The 22539-nt window shown below is 43.7% G+C and carries 16 protein-coding genes and 2 tRNA genes; 12 read left to right on the top strand and 6 right to left on the bottom strand.

Going from position 1 to position 22539, the window contains the following annotated elements; all coding sequences use genetic code 11:
• Positions 1 to 152 precede the first annotated feature (152 nt).
• The 5 genes from ACT3QR_RS07405 to gltX form a co-directional block, all read right to left on the bottom strand.
• The gene (locus ACT3QR_RS07405) at positions 153 to 806 is read right to left on the bottom strand and encodes a LysE family translocator (RefSeq protein ID WP_444520707.1); all 654 of its coding nucleotides are present in this window, start codon (positions 804 to 806) and stop codon (positions 153 to 155) included.
• Between the two features lie 270 nt (positions 807 to 1076).
• Positions 1077 to 1152 (bottom strand) — tRNA-Glu (locus tag ACT3QR_RS07400).
• A 150-nt stretch (positions 1153 to 1302) separates the two neighbouring features.
• Positions 1303 to 1378 (bottom strand) — tRNA-Ala (locus tag ACT3QR_RS07395).
• A gap of 122 nt (positions 1379 to 1500) precedes the next feature.
• Positions 1501 to 1866, bottom strand: coding sequence for a hypothetical protein (locus ACT3QR_RS07390; RefSeq protein ID WP_444520706.1), 366 nt, complete (start codon positions 1864 to 1866; stop codon positions 1501 to 1503).
• A gap of 143 nt (positions 1867 to 2009) precedes the next feature.
• Positions 2010 to 3539 (bottom strand): glutamate--tRNA ligase, encoded by a 1530-nt coding sequence (gltX, locus tag ACT3QR_RS07385; protein ID WP_444520705.1) that lies wholly within the window; start codon positions 3537 to 3539, stop codon positions 2010 to 2012.
• Positions 3540 to 3865: 326 nt separating this feature from the next.
• Here gltX and rsmH point away from each other — a divergent pair, with 326 nt between their 5' ends.
• The 8 genes from rsmH (at position 3866) to ACT3QR_RS07345 (ending at position 14048) form a co-directional block, all read left to right on the top strand.
• Positions 3866 to 4972 carry a 16S rRNA (cytosine(1402)-N(4))-methyltransferase RsmH gene (gene rsmH / locus ACT3QR_RS07380; RefSeq protein ID WP_444520704.1) on the top strand — a complete coding sequence of 369 codons (1107 nt, stop codon included), beginning with the start codon at positions 3866 to 3868 and terminating at the stop codon, positions 4970 to 4972.
• Between the two features lie 291 nt (positions 4973 to 5263).
• Complete coding sequence (gene ftsL, locus ACT3QR_RS07375) at positions 5264 to 5746, top strand: cell division protein FtsL (protein WP_444520703.1); 483 nt, start codon at positions 5264 to 5266, stop codon at positions 5744 to 5746.
• Positions 5743 to 7833: a peptidoglycan D,D-transpeptidase FtsI family protein gene (locus tag ACT3QR_RS07370; protein WP_444520702.1), complete on the top strand. Its 2091-nt coding sequence runs from the start codon at positions 5743 to 5745 to the stop codon at positions 7831 to 7833. The genes ftsL and ACT3QR_RS07370 overlap by 4 nt, the downstream gene beginning before the upstream one ends.
• Positions 7834 to 7899: 66 nt before the next feature.
• On the top strand, positions 7900 to 9597 hold the full coding sequence (locus tag ACT3QR_RS07365; RefSeq protein ID WP_444520701.1) for a UDP-N-acetylmuramoyl-L-alanyl-D-glutamate--2,6-diaminopimelate ligase: 1698 nt from the start codon (positions 7900 to 7902) through the stop codon (positions 9595 to 9597).
• Positions 9598 to 9680: 83 nt separating this feature from the next.
• Positions 9681 to 11129, top strand: coding sequence for a UDP-N-acetylmuramoyl-tripeptide--D-alanyl-D-alanine ligase (locus ACT3QR_RS07360; RefSeq protein ID WP_444520700.1), 1449 nt, complete (start codon positions 9681 to 9683; stop codon positions 11127 to 11129).
• A gap of 3 nt (positions 11130 to 11132) precedes the next feature.
• A complete protein-coding gene (mraY, locus tag ACT3QR_RS07355) occupies positions 11133 to 12251 on the top strand; it encodes a phospho-N-acetylmuramoyl-pentapeptide-transferase (protein WP_444520699.1) in 1119 nt (372 codons plus the stop codon).
• 139 nt (positions 12252 to 12390) lie between these two features.
• Positions 12391 to 13338 (top strand): putative RNA methyltransferase, encoded by a 948-nt coding sequence (locus ACT3QR_RS07350; RefSeq protein ID WP_444520698.1) that lies wholly within the window; start codon positions 12391 to 12393, stop codon positions 13336 to 13338.
• 428 nt (positions 13339 to 13766) lie between these two features.
• Entirely contained in the window at positions 13767 to 14048 is a 282-nt protein-coding gene (locus ACT3QR_RS07345) for a hypothetical protein (RefSeq protein ID WP_444520697.1), read from the top strand.
• A gap of 94 nt (positions 14049 to 14142) precedes the next feature.
• Here the strand turns inward: ACT3QR_RS07345 and ACT3QR_RS07340 are convergent, their stop codons facing one another.
• On the bottom strand, positions 14143 to 14862 hold the full coding sequence (locus ACT3QR_RS07340) for a hypothetical protein (protein WP_444520696.1): 720 nt from the start codon (positions 14860 to 14862) through the stop codon (positions 14143 to 14145).
• A 572-nt stretch (positions 14863 to 15434) separates the two neighbouring features.
• Between ACT3QR_RS07340 and ACT3QR_RS07335 the strand changes: the two genes are divergently transcribed.
• The 4 genes from ACT3QR_RS07335 to ACT3QR_RS07320 all read left to right on the top strand — a co-directional run bounded on the left by ACT3QR_RS07335 (position 15435) and on the right by ACT3QR_RS07320 (position 22393).
• Positions 15435 to 16598, top strand: a complete 1164-nt coding sequence (locus ACT3QR_RS07335; protein ID WP_444520695.1) for a M20 aminoacylase family protein — start codon at positions 15435 to 15437, stop codon at positions 16596 to 16598.
• Positions 16599 to 16679: 81 nt separating this feature from the next.
• Positions 16680 to 17996 (top strand): DUF3100 domain-containing protein, encoded by a 1317-nt coding sequence (locus tag ACT3QR_RS07330; RefSeq protein ID WP_444520694.1) that lies wholly within the window; start codon positions 16680 to 16682, stop codon positions 17994 to 17996.
• A gap of 995 nt (positions 17997 to 18991) precedes the next feature.
• A complete protein-coding gene (locus tag ACT3QR_RS07325; RefSeq protein WP_443552821.1) occupies positions 18992 to 19609 on the top strand; it encodes a DUF411 domain-containing protein in 618 nt (205 codons plus the stop codon).
• Positions 19610 to 19915: 306 nt separating this feature from the next.
• Positions 19916 to 22393 carry a copper-transporting P-type ATPase gene (locus tag ACT3QR_RS07320; protein WP_443553110.1) on the top strand — a complete coding sequence of 826 codons (2478 nt, stop codon included), beginning with the start codon at positions 19916 to 19918 and terminating at the stop codon, positions 22391 to 22393.
• The last annotated feature ends 146 nt before the right edge of the window (positions 22394 to 22539 follow it).

Below are 22539 nucleotides of genomic sequence, written 5' to 3'. Positions count from 1 at the left end.
TGATTAGGCCATGCTATACCGACTGATAAAACTATGTTTTTGAAGTAAATATAAACTTACACCTTCATAGTTATCAAAGATGAATGATACAGTAGGTATTAATATAAATATATCCTAGTCTAATCTGACTTAATAATTTAAGCATATTTACTCTACGCCTTCTCAGTCAACAGCTTAATACCTAAGCCAAAAAAAACAACGCCACTGACTTTATTCAATACTGTCTCAACAGATGGCTTTTCGCGCAGACTTTTGCTAAAGCGTGACGATAACAGAGACAGACAGGAGAACCAGATAAAGCCAGTAATAGCAAAGGTAATGCCCAGCATTAGAAATGACAACATACCATAAGCATAGCTAGAGTCGATAAACTGAGGGAGGAAGGCTAGAAAGAATAGCGCGACCTTTGGATTAAACACATTGGTCAATACGCCTTGCTTATAAGTCTGCCAACCTTCTTTGCCATGTTTGTTGGCAACGCTTTGATCACTAGCTAGGCTACTGGCTATCGAGTTTGAGTTTTTACTGAGCAACATTTTCAAACCTAAATAGCATAAGTAAGCCGCACCAATGTATTTAACGATCATAAATGCCATCGGTGAGCTGGCGAGCAATACTGATAACCCTAAGGATGCCAGTAGCGTATGTACCAAAATTCCTGAGGTAATGCCCAGTACAGAATGAAACCCAGCGGTCTGTCCTTGTGAAACACTACGAGTAATAATGTAGATACTATCAGTACCTGGCGTTAGGTTTAATAAAATAGCCGCTAAGATAAATCCCAGATAATTCTCGATACCAAACATAGCAATCACTTCCCTTTAATCACGCTAAGCCCATTATATATGGCATGTGGGTACACGTTATAAAAACGCTTGTCAGGTCGATATTAACGATTATTAAATAGGTTGGCAATAGTGCTATCAACAATAAGCTAGCGACAGTAGAATAGAGGGTTTTGAGAAACGATAGACATAAAAAATCCCAGTCATCGTATGATGACTGGGATTTTTTATTGTTCGCTTATTAGTCTGATCTAATGCTAAGCAAAAGTGCTAATAAGTGACGCCGAATAGTGGCGTCCCCAGGGGGATTCGAACCCCCGTTACCGCCGTGAAAGGGCGGTGTCCTAGGCCTCTAGACGATGGGGACGCATAGAGTGTTATAACCAATGGTTACAACGGTACTTCACAATATCAGATGGCTTATTATAAATAAGCATTGCCTAGGTGCTGATATTGTCCTACTAGCGAGTATTTATTATTACGTTTCAGTAATACTGAGCGTTGCTATAAATAAGTATGGTGGAGCTAAACGGAGTCGAACCGTTGACCCCTTGCATGCCATGCAAGTGCTCTACCAACTGAGCTATAGCCCCTCGCTAAGAGTGTGCGTATTTTATGTAAGAGCGGCAGTCTTGTCAACAACTATTTTAAAAATAATTCATAAATATGCAAAAAAAAGCGTTTTAACCTATTTTAAAGGCTCAATAAGCCCAAATTAGCGTGGATTTTGCTTGATGGCAATCTCTTTGATGGCTTTATCGGTATAAAACTCTTCTTCGCTACCATCAGAAAAGATAATCGCACAGCACTCAGTTGGCACATATTGACCACCTTTTTCGCGGATCGTTCTTATACCTTTGACGCCGATGATGTCATATTCGCTCAATTTATCCAGATTATGCTTGGTGTAGCCACAGTAAGTGCTATAGATCCATTTTAAATCGTCAAAATCTTGACCCGTTGTCAGGGTCAAAGTTGCGTCAAAAAGCTCTTTTGCGATCGCATCATAGTATTTCTGCGCTTCTTTTAGCGTGTTAAAGACATAGTCTTTGCTTTCTATCGTGACGTTTTTGGCAGCCATGTTTACTCCAATTAAGAGGTTTGATCGTATGAGAGTAGCGATATTGATTAAGAATAAAAAAGGGTCAGAACTGGCCTGACCCTTCTAAATATGACAAGTTTAGTTCATTGGTTATTTAGCAGATAAGTTGTTCAGTTTATAAGCTATTCAGCAGCAGCTAAAAAATCTGGCAATTCTGCCGCTTGTTTCTCTAACTTCTTCAGTTTCTTTTTACCGAGGCCGCCTAATACATCGACTGCATGACGCAAGCGAGTCAAGGTCATATCAGCACCGATAATCGCCATAGAGTTCATCACTGGCGTCGATGAGGTGCTACCAGCGATAGCGATAAAGAATGGCGCCATAAAGTCACGCATCTTAATGTCAAGGTGAGCGGCAAGGCCTTTTAGCGTGGCATAGATGTTTTCTTCTGACCACGTTGGCAGCACTTCTAACTGCCAAAGCGCTAATTGCAGCATCTCGATGATTTGCTCAGGTGCGAGTGATTTATGCGTAAAGCTCTCAGCAGTGATATCAGGTAGGTTTTGGAAGTAAAAACCACCCCAGTTTACCGCATCAGACAATAGCTCGATACGTGGCTGAATCGCGGCTGCGATAGCCGTTAGCTTGTCGCTATTGCTAGCCCATTCAAGGATTTTGTTCTTTAGCTCTTCAGGGGTGAGCGCACGTAGCCATTCGCTATTTACCCAGTTGAGCTTTTCGATATCGAAGATAGGGCCACCAAGTGATACACGCTGAATATCGAAGCTGGCAATCATCTCATCTAAGGTGAATTTTTCTGCTTCATCAGGCATTGAGTAGCCCATACGCCCGAGATAGTTGAGCAGCGCTTCAGGCAACACACCTGCGTCACGGTAATAGGTGATAGAGGTTGGGTTTTTACGCTTAGATAGCTTTGATTTATCAGGGTTACGCAATAGTGGCATATGGCAAAGGGTCGGCATCTCCCAACCAAAATACTCATACAGCAGTTGATGCTTAGGCGCAGAGTTCAGCCATTCTTCACCGCGCATAACGTGGGTGATTTCCATCAAATGGTCATCGACGACGTTGGCCAGATGATAAGTAGGCATGCCGTCAGTTTTGAGCAGCACTTGCATATCTACCTGTGCCCAAGGAATCTCAACCGTACCGCGCAGCATGTCATGTACTTGGCAAGTGCCTTCGGTTGGTACATGCATACGAATGACGTATGGTTTGCCATCGGCGACCATTTTGTCTGATTCTTCGCGTGATAAGTTGGCATAGCGACCGTCGTAGCGCGGGGTCTCACCATTGGCCATTTGTGCTGCACGCATCGCATCTAGCTCTTCACTGGTACAAAAACAGCGGAAGGCATGACCACTATCTAGCAGTTGCTCAGCGTGTTTTTTGTAGATATCGCCACGCTCGCTTTGACGGTATGGGGCATGCGGGCCGCCAATGTCTGGACCTTCGCTCCAATCGAGCCCTACCCAACGTAAGGCATCTAAAATCATTTGCTCTGACTGCTCAGTTGAGCGCGTTTGGTCAGTGTCTTCGATACGTAAGATGAATTCGCCGCCGTGAGCTTTGGCAAAAGCCAAGTTAAACAGGGCAATATAGGCAGTACCTACGTGTGGGAAGCCAGTCGGTGAAGGCGCGATACGAGTACGAATAGGGCGCGTTGATGCTTGGGTCGATGGTTGCGTCATAAGAATCTCAAAGTGTGTTTGTTGATGAATGTGTTTGTTAATGAGTCTAGCAATGAAAGAGGGTAGTGAAAAACTGCCATGACAAATACGAACGAAATATTCGAATAAAAAATACGGCTGAAACAATCGTCGTCAAGGTAGAAAAATAGCGTAAAATATAGCGCTAGTATAACAGAGAGATGGGATATTTTTAATGAAAAGCCCGTCTAGCGCTTGACTACAGGTGTATCCTTGCGATAATAATGCTAACCAAGGCATAACTTGTTTATTTTCATCTGATTTTTTACTATTACTGGCCAATATGGTCGCCATCTACTGAGTCGTTTGTGTCACTATTAAATAATAAGCCAGAAAAAAAGCCACTATCTAACGTAAATCATTCTGAAACTGCTGACGATACCCACTCTGACGAATTAAGTTTTGTTCATGATGCCGTACTCCTACCAGAGACAGTTGCGGCAGTGCTGGGTGTCAAATCTCTGCCTAAGCAAGCAAGCAGCGAGGGTAAAGGCAGTGACGATAAAAGCAATGACGACCAAAATAGCTTAAAAGTAAGCGGTATTTACGTCGATGCCACCTTTGGGCGCGGTGGTCATAGCAGACTATTATTAAGTCAACTTGCTGATGATGCGCAGTTGATTGTCTTTGATAAAGATCCGACAGCTATCAGCGTGGCGCAAGAGCTGGCAAGTGTAGATAGCCGCGTGAAAGTGGTTCATGACAGCTTTGCGACGTTGACAGACAACTTAGCAGCCATGGGCATTACTGAAGTTGACGGATTGATGGCAGATTTGGGCATTTCCTCACCGCAAATCGATGATGGTAGTCGCGGCTTTAGCTTTATGCGCGATGGTGCAGTAGACATGCGTATGGATACCAGTCGTGGCCAGTCAGTTGCTGAATGGCTAGAAACAGTCGATGATGAAACGTTGGCTAATGTACTTTATGAATTTGGCGAAGAACGCCACAGTCGCCGTATTGCCCGTGCTATCAAACAGATGGAAAGTTATGAGTCAACACTTGAGCTAGCAGAAGTCATCAAAGTTGCGCATCCAAATTGGCAGCGCGGTAAGCATCCAGCGACCCAGAGCTTTCAGGCCATGCGGATTTTTATTAATAATGAGCTTGGTGATGTTGATGCTTTTTTAGAACAAAGCATTCCGATTTTGAAGTCGGGCGGACAGCTGGCGGTGATTAGTTTTCATTCATTAGAAGATCGCCGTATCAAGCAGTTTTTGCAGCGCCATAGTAAAGGTCAGTATCCAGAAGACGAAAACCTGCCGATGCCGCCCAACCGTCCGCGTTACTTTAGTAAGCCAAAACGTGTCGGTCCAAGCAAAGCTGAGACAAGTCAAAACCCGCGCGCGCGTAGTGCATGGCTGCGCATGGCAACGCGTACTGACACAGCTTATGAGCAGAAAACTGCACTATAGAATGTTATGACGCCACAAGTCATAGATAAATATGATTAGTGATTTGATTAAGGTTGCTAATGTTTGTCTAAATGATGCTCAAATGTCCTAATGGCTACGCCACTGTTAAAAAGCTGTAAATATTGTCTGTTAGGCTCAGCAGTTCGTTTTTATCTGCTTAATAGTTGAAGGGCTTGATATGCTCTACAGTCACTCAACGTATTTGGTTGAGGTATGACCGCATAATGACACGTTCATCTTTCGCAGTCCGTTATCTACTCTATCGTTTACGTTCACCTTTTTGAGATCGTCATGGCAATATCTGACAAACCTGCGAATCGCCGCACTGCTACACCTTATAACACCGATGTCGGCGAGCTGTTCGTGCGCCGGTTTAATGTGGTGAGTATTTATGTGGTCGTGCTACTACTATTGGCAGCCACGATTGTATGGAGTGGTATCAAAACTGCCGAAGAAGTTCAGCAATATCATCAGGACTATAAAACCTTGCAAGATATGAAAAAACAAGAACGTAAGCTACAAGTAGAGCATCAACGTCTATTGATTGAGCAACAAACTTTTAGTGCAACACCGCAGATTGCCAGTCGGGCGGTTGCTGAATTGGGTATGTATTCACCAACATTAAAGGATAAGTTAATTATCCAACCTGGTGTCGCAACTGCATTGGTGCCAGTGGTTACAGAAGATTCAGATGAAGATACATCTGACGTTATTGGGCCACGTGCCTCTACGGATATCTCTCCTGAAGAGCCAGCGATGGAGGCAGGACAATGAGTGAGAAGAAGCCTAAATCCACCGCAAAAAAAATCAACAAGAAGCCAGCCAGCGGCAAGGTAACCAAACCTCTACGCCGAGCCAGTGCTGCTAAATCTGGTCAGACGAGTAGCAAGCCTGATAAGACCGCAAATAATCGTAAGGCAAAACTATTTGGTCGTATCAAAAAAAGCGACACTCAAGGCGCTTATACCAGTGTAAAAAACCGCAAGAGCAAAATGGTTTTTTCGAGTAAAGCTTCAGGCGCTTCTGCTCTCGGGGGTTTCGAACAAGACAAAAACCGTTTTCGTATGGTATGGGGTTTAGCGCTGGTTATATTAGCGCTATTGATTAGCCGCGCCTATTATATTCAGGTTGCCAACGCACAGTTTTATCAAGACAAAGGTAATCAACTCATCACCAGTGAGCGTACCCAAAAATCTTATCGCGGCATGATTACTGATCGCAATAATCTACCGCTTGCAGTCAGCGCGCCGCTCGCGACTGTCTCATTTAGTCCGCATGATTATTCGCGTGAATATTATGAGCTAAAGCGTATTATCATTACCAACCCTAGTAGTCCACAATTACAGGCGCGTATGCAAAAGCGTCTAGATAATATGGACCTGACAAAGCTAGCCGCTGCTGCCAATATCTCGGTTGATGAGTTGAAAAAAGTCACGGCCATTGATGACAGTATTGATGTGACCGATGAGAAGGCGGTAAAAGCAGCTTTGCCATCTGGTGCAGGCTCGCACTATCTGCCACTACTTAATAAGGTTACACCTGAGATTGCTCAAAGCGTCAGCTCGCTTGACTTTCCTGGCGTCTATGAAAAGAACTTCTTTCAGCGCTATTACCCACAGCCACAGTCTAACGCTCAGTTGCTGGGCTTTATGGGTCAAAACGCCAACGATCCTGAAGGTGGCTACGAAGGCCGTGCTGGTATCGAACGCCAATATGAAAAAGATCTGGCGGGTGATGACGGTAAGGTGCTAGTTCTAAAAGATGCTAAACAGAACAGTCTGAAAGAGATCAAACAAATTGAGCCAGAAGTACCGGGTAAAGATGTGGCGTTGACGATTGATTCGCGCTTGCAGTACCTGCTCTATAAAGAGCTGGAAAAGGCTGGTCGCTTGCAAAAAGCACGCTGGTCAACGGGTATGATCGTGGATGTACAAACGGGCGAAGTACTTGCATTATCAACATGGCCGTCGTTTAACTCGAACAACCTTAATGAGATGACGGGTGAAAACCAGCGTAACCGCGCACTGTTAGATGTGTTTGAGCCAGGTTCAGTGATGAAACCGTTTACCGTTGCCACAGCGTTAGACTCGGGCAAGTATACGCCAACGACTTTAATTGATACCAACCCTGGTTCGATTCGCGTACGTGGCTATACCATTCGAGATCATAATAATTTGGGTATGATTAACATGGCAACGCTACTACAAAAATCTAGTAACGTTGCCTCGACCAAGATTGCCTTATCATTGCCTGCAGATGCTATTACTAACATGCAAAAACAATTTGGCTTTGGTGCAAAGACACCTTTACAATTCCCAGGTGAAGGTAGTGGGCTGGTCGTGACACCAAAAGAAAAAGAAACAGCACGGCGTGCAACCGTCAGTTATGGCTATGGTCTACAAGTGACATTGGCGCAAGTCGCACAAGCTTACTCAGCGCTAGCAGCAGGTGGTGTCATGCACCCACTTACCTTAACCAAAACTGACAAGCCGCAGCCAAGCAAACGCATCATGGCGCATGAGCAAGCAATGTCTATCGTACAGATGCTCGAGAGCGTGACTGAGCCTGGTGGTACGGCGAAAGCCGCCGCTATTGACGGGTATCGTGTAGCAGGTAAGACAGGTACATCGCGCCGCATCAATCCAGACGGTGGCTATTATACTGACCAGTATCGTAACGTCTTTGCTGGGATGGCACCTGCATCCAATCCAAGATTGGTGGGCGTGATGCTAATCGAAGACCCGCGCGGTCAGATTTATGCTGGTCTAACAGTTGCACCTGTCTTCCATAATGTGATGAAAGAAGCGTTACGGTTGTACAATGTGCCTTTGGATAAGCCACTGAAAACGGAAGCGCAGTAAGCGTTCAATTATTTTAAATGTCCAGTTCTATTGAGCTGACACGTCTTAACTGTTTAGGATTTATCTATGACTATGTCATCGCTAGATAGCGCTACTGTTACTTTACAACAGCTTGTAGATACTAATAAAAGCCAGCAGCTGACAGCGATGGTAGCAACATCGATTCAGAAAGCATCCAATCAGGCAGATTCAGGTCAAGATCAATCTGTTGCTCATACTCCATTCCAACAGTTTCGATTAGACAGTCGTCAACTAGAAGCGAATGATGTATTTGTCCTTCTAAAAAGCCAAACGGCAAACCCTCAAAAAAGTCGCGACTATTTACTGCAAGCAGCTGAGCAAGCCGCGTTTATTCTCTCAGAAATTGACCCTATTGTTTTGCTTAGCGAAGCAAATAATCCTTCAAGTACTAGTAGTGAATCGACGACAGGTGATATCGCTGATACGCAGCTGCAATTAGCAGCGTCATCTTGCCCTGTCTTATACGTTCCCAATATACGCGATTTTTTAGGTAGTTTGATTCAAGCGCGCCTACAATATCAGCAGACAGTGACTCTACCGACTGTGGTTGCGGTGACTGGTACCAATGGCAAAACGACCATCAGTCAATTAGTAGCACAGCTTACTCAATTGATGGGTCAGAGTAGCGCAGTGATGGGTACTGCAGGTAATGGTAGGCTCGGTGCGCTGGTGCAAGCTAGCCATACCACGGGTGATGCTTTAGCTGTTCAACAGTTCTTATATCAAATGGGAACAGAAAATGCTGAGATATTGGCATTAGAAGCTAGTTCTCACGGGTTAGACCAGCAACGTCTACAAGGTATGCCAATCACTGTAGCGATTTATACCAATTTGAGCCGTGACCATTTAGACTATCATGCCGATATGGCAGAATATGCTGCTGCCAAAGCCAAGCTGTTTGATAAAGCCCATTTCCCAGATTTGACCCATGCCATTATCAATATTGATGATGAGCACGCTCAGGTGATATTAGATACGGCAAACGCTAGCGATTTGACGGTATGGACATACAGTTTGGATTCATCAAAAGCAGCCACTTTTGTTGCCACTGATATCACACCCAGTCTGCAAGGCGTCAAAATAAATCTGCGTACTGATTTTGGCGATGAGAAAGCTGACAACATAGAGATTGTCAGTCCATTATTAGGTCGCTTCAATGTAGCTAATTTGCTCGCAGCGATAGCAGCCGTCGTAGCACTTGATGATGACTTGGCCATAAATATTGAGCGTATTGCGCCTGCTGTTGCACAGTTGCAAGGTGCTGTTGGACGTATGCAGCGCGTACCGTCAAATGATGGTTGTTTTATCGTTGATTATGCGCATACCCCAGATGCTCTAAGCCAAGTGCTGGCCAGTCTTAAGACTCACTGTAAAGGACAATTATGGGCGGTATTTGGTTGCGGCGGAGATCGTGATGCAGGCAAGCGACCATTGATGGCGCAAGCAGGTCTGGCAGGTGCTGATCGAGTTGTTTTGACTGCGGATAATCCACGTACCGAAGATCCCAATGTGATTTTGCAAGATATGCAGGCTGGTATGACAGCTGAGCAATATCAACGAACCCATATCGAGCCTGCCCGCCAAACCGCCGTTGAGTATGCAGTTAGTTACTCTGGCCCCGACGATATCGTGGTCATCGCAGGCAAAGGTCATGAGACCTATCAAGAAATAAACAACGTTCGCTATGATTTCGATGACAGTGTTGTTTTGCAGCAGGCATTGAATCAAGCTGGTCGTGTGTAATTGATTGGCTATCTACACACGCATTAGTAAAAAACTGATCATTAAATATAAAAATTAAGTAGTCATCATATAAGGTAATCATTATGACAGCCGACACCGATAATACTGCCCAGTCGCAAGGGCTCTATGTCTGGCAAATGGACAATCTACTTGCAGCAAATGCGTCGCTCGATGGACGTTGGCAGCTACCACAAGGCAGTGCAGCAGAGCAGACTGCTTTAACCAGTAAGCGTATAGCCACTGATACCCGCACGATAAAGCCCGGTGATATATTTTTGGCGCTAAGCGGCGATAATTTCGATGGTCACGATTACATCGAGACAGCAATGTCGAAAGGAGCTATTGCCGCTGTTGTCTCACGTCCTATCTCGTTGTCCGGTTCAAATGCTATTCCGCAATTGGTGGTCAGTGATACCCGTTTGGCGCTAGGCCAGCTGGCAGCGTATCGTCGTCAGCAACATACAGATTTAACCGTGATTGCTATTACAGGCTCTAGTGGCAAGACTACTTGTAAAGAAATGCTAGGCAGTATTTTTGGTAGATTGGCACCGACATTGATCACTCGTGGCAACCTCAACAACGATTTGGGTGTACCAATGATGTTGCTTGAACTATCAGATCATCATCGCTATGCCATTCTGGAGTTAGGCGCAAACCATATTGGCGAGATTGCTTATACAACTGAAATTGTTCAGCCTGATGTAGCTTGTATCTTAAACATTGGAACGGCACATTTGGGTGAGTTTGGTAGCCGTGAAGGTATCTGCCAAACCAAGGCAGAGATTTATCATACGTTGACAGACGCACAGTTTGCGATTGTTCCTGATAGAGATGATTTTACCAACCAACTACGCCGTATCGCTGAAAAACACACGTCTCATGTGATTGGTTTCGGTAATACGGATGTGAGTTCAAGCCATTTAGACGTAGAGCCTGAACGCAGCGAATTTAAGCTACATATTGGCAACCAAATCCATGACATCAATTTACCATTGGCAGGTGAGCACAATGTCAATAATGCCTTGGCTGCTGCTGCCTGTGCGCATGCGCTAAACATTGAAGTGAGTGATATTGTTGTTGGGCTAGAAAACGCGCGTCCTGCTAAAGGTCGTTTAAATAGCCAGATACTTGGTATGCATCGTCTCATTGATGATACTTACAATGCCAATCCTCATTCGGTACGTGCTGCCGCCAAAGTATTGGCTGCGCAAACAGGCACGCAAGTCATGGTGCTGGGCGACATCGGTGAGTTAGGTGAGGCGGCTATTAGTGAGCATCAAAGCTTAGGCCGTACTATTGCGACCACGGGTATCAATGTGCTGCTTTGTGTTGGTGAGTTTGCACCTTATACCGTCGCGGGAGCGCAAGAGGTATCTGATATCAGTGCTCATGCTTTTGCCGATAAAGAAAGTTTATTACAGTATTTACAGCCGTATTTGCAAGCGCAACAAGCCAAGCCTTGTACTGTGTTGTTCAAAGGCTCTCGTTCCATGGGAATGGAAACTCTTATAAATGCGCTAGTCGAGGAGTAGGCGGTGTTAGTTTGGTTGTTCAACTGGCTTGGCCAGTATTATACGCCGTTTTCTGCGGTTTCTTCGTTGACGCTACGAGCATTGCTCGCTGTTGTTACCGCCCTTGTATTTAGTATGATGTTTGGTGGTCGTGTTATTAGGCACCTACGCTCGCTCAAATATGGTCAGGCCATTCGTAACGATGGGCCTCAATCGCATTTGGTCAAGACTGGTACGCCAACCATGGGCGGGGTGTTGATCCTAAGTGCGATTGGTATATCGACGCTACTGTGGGCAAGATTAAACAATCCTTATGTTTGGATTTTGCTCGTGGTTATGGTTATCTTCGGTGCCGTAGGTTGGGCTGATGATTGGCTAAAAATTAAGTACAAAGATCCAAAAGGCTTAATCGCTCGCAAAAAGTATTTTTGGCTGTCGATGGGCGCGTTATTTGTCGGTGTGTCGTTGTATTATATCGCCACGTTACAACCCGATATCAATACCACGCGTGAAATGCAGGATCTGCTATTGCCAGTATTCAAAGACTGGATGATTCCATTTTCAGCGGTGCCATTTGGTATTGGCTTTATCATTTTTACTTATTTTGTGATTAATGGCGCTTCTAACGCAGTCAATCTAACCGATGGTTTAGATGGTTTGGCGATTCTGCCAGTCGTTCTTGTTGCTGCAGGTTTGGGCGCGATGGCTTATGTATCAGGTGATGTACGCTTTGCTGATTACTTACATGTTCCTTATATTCCTTACAACTCCGAAGTCATCATCGTCTGTGGTTCAATGGTTGGCGCAGGTCTTGGTTTCTTATGGTTTAATGCGCATCCAGCACAAGTATTTATGGGTGATGTTGGTGCGCTAGCATTGGGCGCGATGTTAGGTACTATCGCCGTGATGACTCGCCAAGAGATTGCTTTTGCTATTATGGGTGGTTTATTCGTTGCTGAAGCGCTATCAGTTATGTTGCAAGTTGGCTCGTATAAGCTGCGTAAAAAACGCGTATTCCGTATGGCGCCACTGCATCATCACTTTGAGGAAATTGGTTGGAAAGAAACACAAGTGGTGGCGAGATTTTGGATTATTGCCATTATTCTTGTCATTCTTGGGTTAATGACGCTAAAACTGCGTTAAGCTATAACCGCCGAATATCTATATAGATATCAATTTGCGAGACTCTAAAAAGCCGTTTCAATCATTATTGAGGCGGCTTTTTGTCGCTCAAGACTCATGAATTTTGTTAAAATGCGAAATATATCAACATCACTTTGAGATGCCCGTGTCGTTATTTATTTGTCCGATTTGTCAGTCACCGCTACAGCCCGCCGCAGATACTTGGCGTTGTGATGGTAGTTTGCACTCTAAGCAAACTTCACACCCCTTTGATGTGGCGCGACAAGGCTATGTCAACTTATTGCCAGTGCAGCAAAAAAAATCCAAAGCACCTGGGGATAGCCAAGAGTCTATCGATGCGCGTAAGCGGTTTTTAAATCATGGGCACTATGCTCCGCTCCAAAAGCTAATTAGTCAAAAAATGGCAGAATTGCTGTCTAACGATGAGCTAATAAATGAGCAAGCTAGCGCGCCTGTCAGTTGGCTTGACATTGGTTGTGGAGAAGGCTACTACACGCAAGCAATGGCGCAAATGGGACCAGATGCTATAGACCTGCTGATAGCCGCTGATATTAGTAAGCCTGCAGTGGTTGAGTTGGCTAAGGTCAGCAAAGTAGCAGGTCATCTATGGTATCAGCTGCGTCAAGAAAATACTGCCAAGACGACAGCAGTCTATCCATTAGTGACTAGTGCTGCACATCTACCATTACGCCCGCACAGTATGACGGGTATTAGTAGTATCTTTAGTCCTATTTTGCCCGAGGCGTTTGATAATGTATTGATGGATACTGGCTATCTGATCATTGCCAAACCTGATGTCGGGCATTTGGCAACGATGCGTGATGCGTTATTTGATGATGTACGTGAGCACGATTCTGATAAGTTTTTGCAAGAATTGGCACCATACTTTACGTTGGTTGAGACCTACCGTGTCAGTACAGAGTTGACGTTATCCGCAGGTGATGTGGCTGATTTGATGACGATGACGCCTTATGCTTACCGTGCCCGCAGTGAAAAAAGGCAAGCATTATTGACCGCCGTAGAAACAGCAGCATTTAGCACAGAGGCGAAGTTTGTGGTTTATATTTTGCAGAAAACGTCTGTTTAGTACATTTAGAGCATAGCAGTATAGAGTATTGCTATGCTCGTGTTAAATATTAGCCAGCAACTTCTAGTGAGTTAGTTTTTTCGAACAGCAGAAATATTGATATTAGGAAATTTGGCTTAACCGTAACCATATTCTTCATTAAGTAGATAGTCATTCGCATTTTTATAAAAATCCTGTTTATGATGCTTACCGATGAATCGTAAATAGACTGTCATTTAACCAAACATTACGCCAATACCTAACATGTCCTTAATTGCGCATGGCCTCGTAACAATCGCAACCTTTCTTCAAGTTTTATAAAGCTACTTAATACTAGAATCATTTATCATTCTCTTTGTCGATAGAGTAAAGCTTTATCACGATAGTTTATTCAACACTAAGTGAACTATCTATAACTACTCTAAATATAAATTCAGAGGAATAAAATAATGAAAAAAATACTAGTTAGCTCAATTTTAGCCGCTACTGCTTGTTTGTCGATGGTGGGTCAAGCCAATGCTGCACCTAATTTTGATAAGCATCATTCAGCTCAAGTACAGCATCAAAAATACAGCAGCAATAAAGCGAGTAATAAATATAAGCAAGCCAAAATTAAGGCAGCGAAATCACATCACAAAGCACGGGTAGTAGTTGCTAAACACAAAGCAACAGCCAAAAATGTCCATGCTAAAAACAGCCACGACAAAAACAACCATGACCGTCGCTCGTAAAAACTCGATTTTACCATCTAAAAATAGCGCCTAATTAAGGCGCTATTTTTTTGTTCTTATATGACACTATTGGTTGTTCCTAATCGAGCAAAGGCTACTGACTATTAAACATTATTGGTTTGGACATACCACTTTCATTAGGCTGAGTGAGTATCACTTTACTACTCAAAATATCACCTTTGGGATTTATCTTATAGCATTCTGAAGAAGTGCCTGCTGGGTCAAAGCTTAGTAGTAAGTTGCTTGAGTTTTCTATACAGAGCCACGCCGTATCATTAGTGTTTCGGGTGAGGGACCATGCCTGATTATAAATAGCAGTTTTTTGGCGCATACTACTGTCAGCATATACGTTTTCAGTGATGAGTTGATTTGAGTCGCCTACAGTAGCTACCTTGGGGATACTCGTCGTTTGGTTAGCGACTGAATACTCCCCCGTACTATCCGTAAAACCATGGAATACCAATGGATCTAGCGTAAAATAATTGATAGCGACTGACTGATCTGTGATCTGCTGATTCACTGTGTTGATTGTCCTGACTTCTGCGCCTTGTACCATTTTATTATTAAAGCGTGAGTTACCTTTTGGAGTGGTTTTAATGTCGACAGCTACGCTATATCCATCGACAGTAGCGACCAATTTTTCACTACGTTGTTTGGTATAGATATTGAGTATGGCAGTCTCAACTGGGTATTGAGTGACCACTTTATCAGTGTTGTTATTTTGATTAGCCGTACCTGTTGTCACGCCACCCATACCAGTAGCACAAGCACTCAATCCGAGTCCTGCTACGATACACATTCCTAGTGTTTTCATCGTTATATCCTTTAGTTTATTTAAATAAAATACTATCGATATCTACTATAATCCAATTTTTGGACAATGGCATCTGCCGAGCACATAGACTCTGTTGTTATTCCATTCTTATGTTGAATAAGAATGAGGCCAAGTATAGATATAAAGATAAATTAAACGTTAAATAAAAACTAAAAGTATTACTGTATAAGGGTTATAAAGTAAAAGGAGCTATTAATAACATGAAAAGCAGTAGAGTATTTAGTTATCGAAAGGTAGTTTGATACTGCTAAGCCCGACTGAAAAAACATCTATAATGTGCACTACGATAAAAAAATTTATTCAAAAAAAGATGAAAGCAGCGCCTGATAATATGGCTTGGCTTTATTCGAATGTGTGAAAATAGGTTACAATAGTTGTTCAAGTAAATCTATCTCTAGTACGTCATAAATAAGCCACTTTAAGTGGCTTATTTATTTGGTAAAAATAAAAGAGTGCAAAAATATTAGATGATTTTCCGCTTTCCAAAGGTTGATAGCACGTATCAATGCCAATTACGGTATATCAATACATACTCTCAAAGGAAGAAATAAATGTCAGTTAATCAAGCATTATTAGATGAAGTCAAACAGTGGCGTAAACAAATTCACAGCCAGCCTGAGCTTGGATTCAAAGAATTTAAAACCTCTTTATTTATCGTAGATAAATTACAATCTTTTGGTATTGAAGTTCATCAGGGCTTGGGCGGCACTGGTGTGGTTGGCACTTTGAAGAACGGTGCAGGCCCTACTATTGGTATAAGAGCAGATATTGACGCATTGCCAATCACAGAACAAAACGACGTTGAGCATAAATCGACTCACGCAAACTGTATGCACGCCTGTGGTCACGATGGTCATACCTCTGTTCTGTTAGGAGCTGCAAAACACCTAAGTCAACATAAAGAGTTTAGCGGTACTATTCACTTTATTTTTCAACCTGCAGAAGAGGTATTGGGCGGTGCCAAAGCCATGATTGATGATGGTTTGTTTGATAAGTTTCCGATGGATGCTGTCTACGGTTTACACAACTGGCCTGGGCTGCCAGTAGGGGAAATCGCTGTAAACAATGGCCCTATGATGGCTTCTTTTGATACTTTTGAGATTACATTAACGGGCAAAGGCACGCATGCTGCTATGCCGCATTTGGGTGCCGATCCTATAGCTGCTGGTGCTGCGCTAATCACTAATATCCAATCTATTATCTCTCGACGCGTCTCGCCATTGCAGTCGGGCGTTATTAGCGTGACGCAAATGAACAGCGGCGACACTACCAACGTGATTCCAGATGTCGCCATATTAAAAGGTACGGTTCGTAGCTTTGATATGGATGTACGCCAATCGATGCAAGAAGTGCTCACAGAAATGGTTGCCACCTTGCCACCTTTATATGGTGTCAAAAGCGAGATGGATTACCATATCCGTTATCCAGTAACCACCAATGACAGTCAGGCTTACCTTGAGATTAAAGAAGCGGCTACTAAGGCGCTTGGCGCCGATAAAGTTAATACTGATGTAGAACCTTCGATGGCTTCTGAAGATTTCTCATTTATGAGTCAGGTAGTTAAAGGCGCCTATTTTTGGTTGGGCGTTGATGGCAGCACACCTTCTAAGCCGCTGCATAATGCCTCTTATGACTTCAATGATGATGCTATCGAGACAGGTATCAAAGTATGGGTTTCTTTGGTTAAGTCAGAGTTACCAAAGAACGCTGAATAAATAACATTTATTATCAGGAGATAAAGTTTAACAGACTAAGTTCAATCAATAGAGTCATTATCAAACTCAAAGGGAATTTATATGAACAACAATAGCGTGCTGTCACCTACCATGACGAAGCACCTGCTTGATTGGAAGCTGCATTTATTAGTGATCGCTGCGTCGTTATTAGCAGAATGGATAGGCATTATAAAAATTCCTATCGGCATCGGTATTTTAGTTTTACTACCATTACTTTATGCCTTTATCTTTGCGATTGTATTAAACCCCAATGTCGTGCCCTCGATGAAGGCTGTTATAACTAAAAAACGAGCCAAGTTTGCCAGTTATGCCATTCTATTAAGTATTATGCCTTTCATTGCCAAATTTGGTGTCGGTGTTGGTCCCAATATCGAAGAAATCATTGCCGCTGGTCCAGCACTACTATTGCAAGAGTTAGGTAATGTAGCGACCGTTCTGATTGCGCTACCCGTTGCAGTGCTCATTTTTGGTATGGGCCGAGAAGCCATCGGTGCCACGCACTCCGTTGCTCGTGAACCTAACGTCGCCTTGATTGCTGATAAATATGGGCTACAAAGTCCAGAAGGCATCGGTGTAATGGGCGTCTATGTCATGGGTACTTTATTTGGTGCGATTTACTTCTCATTAATGGCTGGTATCATCGCCTCAATGGATGTCATGGATGTACGCGCACTTGCTATGGCTTGCGGTATTGGTAGTGGTAGTATGATGGGTGCTTGTTCAGCAGCATTGGCAGAGACAGTGCCTGCTCAAGCAGAGACGATTACGGCATTTGCAGCGACTTCTAACCTGCTAACGTACGCCACTGGTTTATTTGTTAGTTTATTTGTGGCGCTGCCTTTTACAGAGTTTCTGTATAAAGTGGTTAGTAAGTTTAAGAAGAACCAACAGACTGTTGCTACGACAGAAACCAATCTTGATGCAGTCATGGAAGAGCCTGCCAGTCTGTCTATCATGCAGTCTTTTATTCTATTAGCTGTGATTTGTGTGGTCTTGCTACTGAGCAACTGGGTAGGGCAAGGTGTAAACCCATTATCAGCACTACCTGCCATGCTCATTTTATTTGCATGTTGTGTGATTGGTATGCTGTTAAAACGCTTTATTCCAGTCAATGTACCTGCGATTGCTTGGATATCTATTGTAGCCATTTTAATCTCTCTACCACAGTTTCCATTTAACGCTTATGTTTTAGAAGAAACTGCCAAACTGGGCGTATTGCAATTATTAACGCCAGTACTTGCTTACGCTGGTTTTGCTATTTCGCAAGTGGAAGTTGACCTGTTTAAGAAGTCTGGCTTTAAAATTGCTATTGTTGCGGTCTTGACCTTTACAGGTACGTTTATCGGATCAGCAATGATTGCGCAAGCTATGCTCTAAAACTCAGATTGGTATTTAAAGACAATAAAAAACCCTAGTTTATAAACTGGGGTTTTTTATTGTTTAATCCTACAGAAGAGCAGATAGTTATCTTGCGTTATAACCTTTGTATGAGTCACTCTCAGCTCATAGCACGAATCTTTTAGTTCGGTCAATTAATATGTTATTCGATTAGGAATTGAGGTTACACAGGAATATTTCAGGCAGCAGTAGAGAATGAGTCTAGACTTAAAGTCCTACTATTAAATAGTTCAGGGAAGTTTTAATAAGGGTAGTATAAGATAGGAGAACTAGGTTTTGCTTGAGCAGAATAAGATTGGCGGTGAAGGAGGAAGTCTAACTTTATATGTAAGTTCTTGATTTACTTATAATTAAAATAGTCTAAATACATATTAGACCATCAAATAGACCAACAGCGCCACAGTGTTGGAGGCAAGGCAGATAACGGGATTTTTCCCATAATTAATTGTATCAAAATGTTACTTAACATCCAGCCTTGCATAGCATCGTTATAAATTCAGCTGAGGTATATATTATCATCAAAAAACCTTTTTTTCATCTTTATGCCATTACTGGCTTGTCAAATCAGTAGCGTCAATCATTATACAACACCTATCTAGCCTACAATGAAGCATTGTGTTGTCATGTTAGTGTCCACGATTATTTGTTCATGGACACTATCTCGTATTTTTTAAGTGAGGGAAAGATGGGATGGTCGGATGCTTACGATTGTTTTTAGTACTGCCCTTTTGTTTCTTCTTAAAAATTGTCAAATAAATTATCTGTGAAAATTTCAAAGTGGGAGAATGACAATATTGTAATCTTAACGTCATCTGTTAGTCAGAAGGCTTCATGTATCATGCATGTATGATGATAGTGTCGTAATATCGGGTCAAACGCTTAACGTATTGCTCCAAATTTAAAAATGAAAGACAGCTCTTTTTGATTATAAATATCACATGCGACATTAAACAATAAATGACGAGAGGGTATGTATGAAACCTTATAACCATAACTTAACTTTTAAGCAGCATAAATTGTTTGGTGCGCTTATCCTACTGACAGTGACATCGTCGTTATTTGCTTGTAGCGAAACCAATACCACTGCTGCAACCACAGCGACTGTAGAGACGGCAACAGACAGCCAGAATTCAAAAGTCCAAACGCCTAAAACGGTGACTCCGAGCGCTAGCAGTAACAGTGATGCGCTGAGAAACGTCTCTGCGACGGTTTATAAAGATGCCAATTGTGGCTGCTGTAAAGAGTGGATTAGCCATGCCGAACATCACGGTATGACTGCGACGGGACAAGATGTCGCCGACTTAGCAGTTTTTAAAGAACGCTATGGTGTTCCGAGCAATATGCGCTCTTGTCACACGGCGGTCACGACCGATGGTTATGTATTCGAAGGTCATGTGCCTGCCAAATATATAGCCCAGTTTTTAGCCAATCCGCCAAGCGAAGCTATTGGCCTTGCCGTACCCGGTATGCCGATGGGTAGCCCCGGGATGGAGTACCAAAATAAATTTACACCCTATCAAGTGATGCAAATCAATAAAGACGGTAGCACAGCGGTATATGCTGAGATTGATAGTGCCAACGCCCAGCTATAGCTGAAAAGGTGACTTTTGTCCTGTATCGCTCTATGATGACTAATTATAAAGTAATGAAATAAGGAGAGCCTGTAATGATTCTCATAATGCACGCTATGGGCTAGGGCGGGTCTCTCGTTTATGGATTGTTTATGCTACTGATTTTTATAGTGCTGATACTGACGATTATGGGGCTGCTTAAGTACCTACGTAATAAGTAAAAGTTAGAAACATTGGTTAAAGGTTGATGATATAGCCAAGAGTTGATGATAAGTGAGCAGAAGCTTTGCTTGTCATCTGCGCTTAGCGTCTTCAAGGAAGGATTTTATGAAACATACGGTTGATAAAAAAACGATCAAAGGTGGCAAATACGACAAAGTGCCAGAAAATTATAACGGTACGGTCTATATTTGCCCGATGCATCCTGAAGTCAGAGATGTTGAAAAAAGTGATTGCCCGATATGCGGTATGTTTTTGCAGCCTGAAGACGAGATAGATGGCGCAAGCCACGTGGAGCATAACCACAGTGACAATTATCAAAGTCATCAAAATCATCACCATGAAAACAATCATAACCATGAACACAACCAGACGCATTGTCACGGGAGTAACGAAAGCAGCGTTGAAGTCAAGTCGGTCAAAGGCGGTAAATACGACAAAGTGCCCGAAGATTACGATGGCACAGTTTATACTTGTCCGATGCATCCTGAGGTCAGAGACGTTAGAAATAGTGGCTGTCCGATTTGCGGTATGGCACTCGAGCCAGAAACGGTCGCCATAGGTGAAGAAGATACCGAAGAGCTCGACGATATGACGCGGCGCTTTTGGATATGTACGCTGCTGACCTTACCGCTATTCATTTATGCCATGAGCGATATGGTTGGGATAAATCTCGATCAAATTGGCTCGTTTGATATCTCAGGGCAACTTGGTCAAATCATACAATTGGTACTGGCGACTCCCGTTGTCGTTTGGGGCGCAGCACCCTTTTTTGTACGTGGTTGGCAGTCTATTAAAAGCCGCAATCTAAATATGTTTACCTTGATTGCGCTTGGCGTCGGCGCAGCTTACGGTTTTAGTATTGTGGCAACTTTCTTTCCCAGTATATTCCCAGATAGCTTTAGAGATAGCGCTGGACAAGTCGGCGTTTATTACGAAGCAGCAGCGGTAATCACGACTTTAGTACTGCTTGGTCAAGTGCTTGAGCTCAAAGCCAGAAGTCAGACGTCAGGGGCCATTCGGGCGTTGCTTGAGCTCGCTCCGCCGACAGCAAGACGCGTCAATGAAAACGGCGAAGAGACAGAGGTTTCACTTGATGAAGTCGTCAGCGGCGATAAGTTGCGCGTCAGACCTGGCGAGAAATTACCCGTAGACGGCACGGTAATCGATGGCAGTAGTAGCGTCGATGAATCCATGGTAACGGGTGAGCCGATGCCAGTATCTAAAGAGCAGGGCGATACTGTGACTGGCGGCACGGTAAATGGTACAGGGACGTTATTGGTTGAAGCGGTCAATGTTGGCGCAGATTCGGTATTGTCCAAAATCGTACAAATGGTTGCCGATGCCCAGCGTAGCCGCGCGCCCATACAGCGTTTGGTTGACCAAGTGGCAGGCTGGTTTGTGCCTATTGTCATTATCGCCTCTATCATCACCTTTATAGTCTGGGCGTTATTTGGCCCTGAACCAGCAATGGCTTATGCCATGGTTAATGCGATTGCGGTACTTATCATCGCCTGTCCCTGTGCGCTTGGGCTGGCGACGCCCATGTCAATCATGGTCGGTACGGGCATGGGCGCGCAAAACGGCGTGCTTATCAAAAACGCTGAAGCCTTAGAGACGATGGAAAAAGTCGATACCATCGTTGTCGATAAAACAGGCACGCTAACCGCTGGTAAACCTGCACTTACCGCAATTGATGCGCTGGCAGGTCAAAATGAAGACGAGTTTTTGGCATTGGTTGCTGCGGTAGAAAGCGCAAGCGAGCATCCTTTAGCAGAGGCTATCGTGAGAGCTGCTCAGGATAAATCGCTGACCATTGCTAAAGCCCATGACTTTAATTCAACCACGGGCGAGGGTGTACAAGCGGTAGTAAACGGCAAACAAGTTGCCATCGGTAACTCAAAGCTGATGGAGCGCTTAAACAGTTTTGATCAGGAGCTATCCGCTAAAGCTGACGTCCGTAGAAAAGACGGCGAAACGGTAATGTTTGTCGCTATAGATGGTAAAGCAGCTGGTTTGGTTTCGGTCGCTGATCCGATTAAGCCGAGTACTGCTGATGCCATAGAACTGCTACACAAGGCAGGGCTAAAAGTCGTCATGCTAACAGGCGATAACGAAAAAACTGCGCAGGCCGTCGCGAGTAAATTGGGCATTGATGAAGTGCATGCCGATGTGTCACCAGAGGACAAAAACCGTATTGTCAAAGAGATGCAAGACCACGGTAAATTGGTAGCGATGGCAGGTGATGGCATCAACGACGCGCCAGCACTGGCGCAGGCGAATGTCGGTATTGCTATGGGTACAGGTACGGACGTGGCCATGGAGAGCGCAGGGGTGACGTTATTAAAAGGCGACTTAATGGGTATTGCCAAAGCCCATAAGCTCAGCCACGCGACCATGCGCAATATCAGACAAAACTTATTTTTCGCTTTTGTCTATAACGCGATTGGCGTACCGATTGCCGCAGGCGTGCTATACCCAGCGTTTGGATTATTGCTTAGCCCGATGATAGCGGCGGCAGCGATGAGTTTATCGTCAGTATCGGTCATTGGTAACGCGCTAAGATTGCGCCGATTAGATTTATGATAAAGACGTTTTATTTAGCCATTTTATTGTCAAGAGAGAACTTCAATTTCAATCCTTTTAATAAGGACAAAGTTATCTAACCCCAGTTCGGGATAAGCGCTCAAAAAAAGATAAAAAAAGGGTGGTGTATCAAAAAGTATGCTGGA

This window comes from Psychrobacter sp. AOP7-B1-25 (assembly GCF_052376195.1).
Taxonomy (GTDB): domain Bacteria; phylum Pseudomonadota; class Gammaproteobacteria; order Pseudomonadales; family Moraxellaceae; genus Psychrobacter.
This window is presented reverse-complemented; position numbering and strand designations above follow the sequence as displayed.

What these genes read in the sequence shown, in the direction of transcription:
- ACT3QR_RS07405 (WP_444520707.1), bottom strand. Translation starts at nt 806, where the DNA reads ATGTTTGGTATCGAGAATTATCTGGGATTTATCTTAGCGGCTATTTTA.
- ACT3QR_RS07390 (WP_444520706.1), bottom strand. Translation starts at nt 1,866, where the DNA reads ATGGCTGCCAAAAACGTCACGATAGAAAGCAAAGACTATGTCTTTAAC.
- gltX (WP_444520705.1), bottom strand. Translation starts at nt 3,539, where the DNA reads ATGACGCAACCATCGACCCAAGCATCAACGCGCCCTATTCGTACTCGT.
- ftsL (WP_444520703.1), top strand. Translation starts at nt 5,264, where the DNA reads ATGGCAATATCTGACAAACCTGCGAATCGCCGCACTGCTACACCTTAT.
- ACT3QR_RS07370 (WP_444520702.1), top strand. Translation starts at nt 5,743, where the DNA reads ATGAGTGAGAAGAAGCCTAAATCCACCGCAAAAAAAATCAACAAGAAG.
- ACT3QR_RS07365 (WP_444520701.1), top strand. Translation starts at nt 7,900, where the DNA reads ATGACTATGTCATCGCTAGATAGCGCTACTGTTACTTTACAACAGCTT.
- ACT3QR_RS07360 (WP_444520700.1), top strand. Translation starts at nt 9,681, where the DNA reads ATGACAGCCGACACCGATAATACTGCCCAGTCGCAAGGGCTCTATGTC.
- ACT3QR_RS07350 (WP_444520698.1), top strand. Translation starts at nt 12,391, where the DNA reads ATGCCCGTGTCGTTATTTATTTGTCCGATTTGTCAGTCACCGCTACAG.
- ACT3QR_RS07345 (WP_444520697.1), top strand. Translation starts at nt 13,767, where the DNA reads ATGAAAAAAATACTAGTTAGCTCAATTTTAGCCGCTACTGCTTGTTTG.
- ACT3QR_RS07340 (WP_444520696.1), bottom strand. Translation starts at nt 14,862, where the DNA reads ATGAAAACACTAGGAATGTGTATCGTAGCAGGACTCGGATTGAGTGCT.
- ACT3QR_RS07335 (WP_444520695.1), top strand. Translation starts at nt 15,435, where the DNA reads ATGTCAGTTAATCAAGCATTATTAGATGAAGTCAAACAGTGGCGTAAA.
- ACT3QR_RS07330 (WP_444520694.1), top strand. Translation starts at nt 16,680, where the DNA reads ATGAACAACAATAGCGTGCTGTCACCTACCATGACGAAGCACCTGCTT.
- ACT3QR_RS07325 (WP_443552821.1), top strand. Translation starts at nt 18,992, where the DNA reads ATGAAACCTTATAACCATAACTTAACTTTTAAGCAGCATAAATTGTTT.
- ACT3QR_RS07320 (WP_443553110.1), top strand. Translation starts at nt 19,916, where the DNA reads ATGAAACATACGGTTGATAAAAAAACGATCAAAGGTGGCAAATACGAC.